Annotated in this window: 1 protein-coding gene; it reads right to left on the bottom strand. The window is 62.9% G+C overall.

Translation table 11 applies throughout. The features are described 5' to 3' along the window. The coding region (locus tag M653_RS1000000137495) for an Ig-like domain-containing protein (RefSeq protein WP_032936604.1) at nt 1-1,314 on the bottom strand (1,314 nt) is incomplete at both ends.

Genomic DNA, 1,314 nt, shown 5'->3' with positions numbered 1-1,314 from the left:
GGAACACCGTGACCGTGCTGTTGGCCTCCGCCGTTCCGTTGATCGTCAGTGAGGTGTCGTTGGTGATGTGGTCGCCCACTGTGCCGCTGTCGGTGGTAAAGCCGGTGATCACCGGTGCGGATGGCGCAGAGGTGTCGATGGTCGCCGCATAGGCAGAAGACAGACCGCTGGTGTTGGCCGCCGCGTCGGTTGCCGTCGCCGTGAACTGATAAGAGGTACCGTTCACCAGAACGTTGCTATCAATTTTGCTCCAGTTGCCGCTGCCATCGGCCAACGCCGTGCCGATCGACACGCCGTTCTGGAACACCGTGACCGTGCTGTTGGCCTCCGCCGTTCCGTTGATCGTCAGTGAGGTGTCGTTGGTGATATGGTCGCCCACTGTGCCGCTGTCGGTGGTAAAGCCGGTGATCACCGGTGCGGATGGCGCAGAGGTGTCGACCGCTTGCACGGACTGGGTGGCCGCCGTACTGGGATTGCCCGCTGGGTCGAACGCGGCTGACGCCGCCACATCGACCGTCATAGTGCCTGTAAAGCTCGCGCTCGGTGTCACCGCCAGCGTGTAAGTGTCGGCATCGATTACGGTGAACGTGCCCTTGGTGCCGTTTGCGAGCGTAATGTCGCTGGCATCAAAGCCGGTTACCGCCTCGCTGAACTGGAAGGTATAGACAACGTTGCCGCCCGCAATGTTGGCTGTCCCGGGCTCGTCGTCGGTAATCGTCACCGTCGGTGCGACGGTGTCCACCGTCATGCTTAGTTGCGCGGCTGCAGTGTTGTTGTTAGCCGCCGCATCGGTGAAGGTGCCGCCCGCCACGTTCACAGTGGCGGTTGTGGTGCTGCTGGCCGCCGGCGTGAAGTCGGCGGTGTAGCTGGTGCCGCTGCCGGCAAAGTTGCTCAGCGTGCCACCGGTCACGTTAACGTCGCCGCTGCCAAAGTTGATCGACGCTTCGCTCAAGGTGAAAGTCAGGTGCGCCACATCGCCGACTTTCAGGGCGCTGTCGTCCGTACCGATCAGAATGGTTGGCGCGGTTGCGTCGATGATCTGTGCCGTCGCCGTGCCGGTGCCGACCACCAGGTGTTCGAAGTTGCCGCCCGAGGTGTCGGTGATGGTCGCGGACAGGCTGGAGGCGTTGGGAGTTGCGATCACCAGTGTACCAACGGTCTGGCCGTCGGCGATGGTGATGTCGCCCTGGTTGGTGTGGACCGTGGTGACGCCCTGCGAGGCATTGCTCAAGGTCGCCGTGAAGGTGATGTTGGCATCGTGATCCGTTACATCCGACGTGCTCAGGTTGACCGTGGCGTCGGTGGCGGTGTCGG

The sequence above is a fragment of the Mesorhizobium sp. WSM3626 genome (genome assembly GCF_000513935.1).
GTDB classification, from domain to species: Bacteria; Pseudomonadota; Alphaproteobacteria; order Rhizobiales; family Rhizobiaceae; genus Mesorhizobium; species Mesorhizobium salmacidum.
The sequence above is the reverse complement of the archived record's forward strand: the minus strand, read 5'-3'. Positions and strand labels throughout refer to the sequence as shown.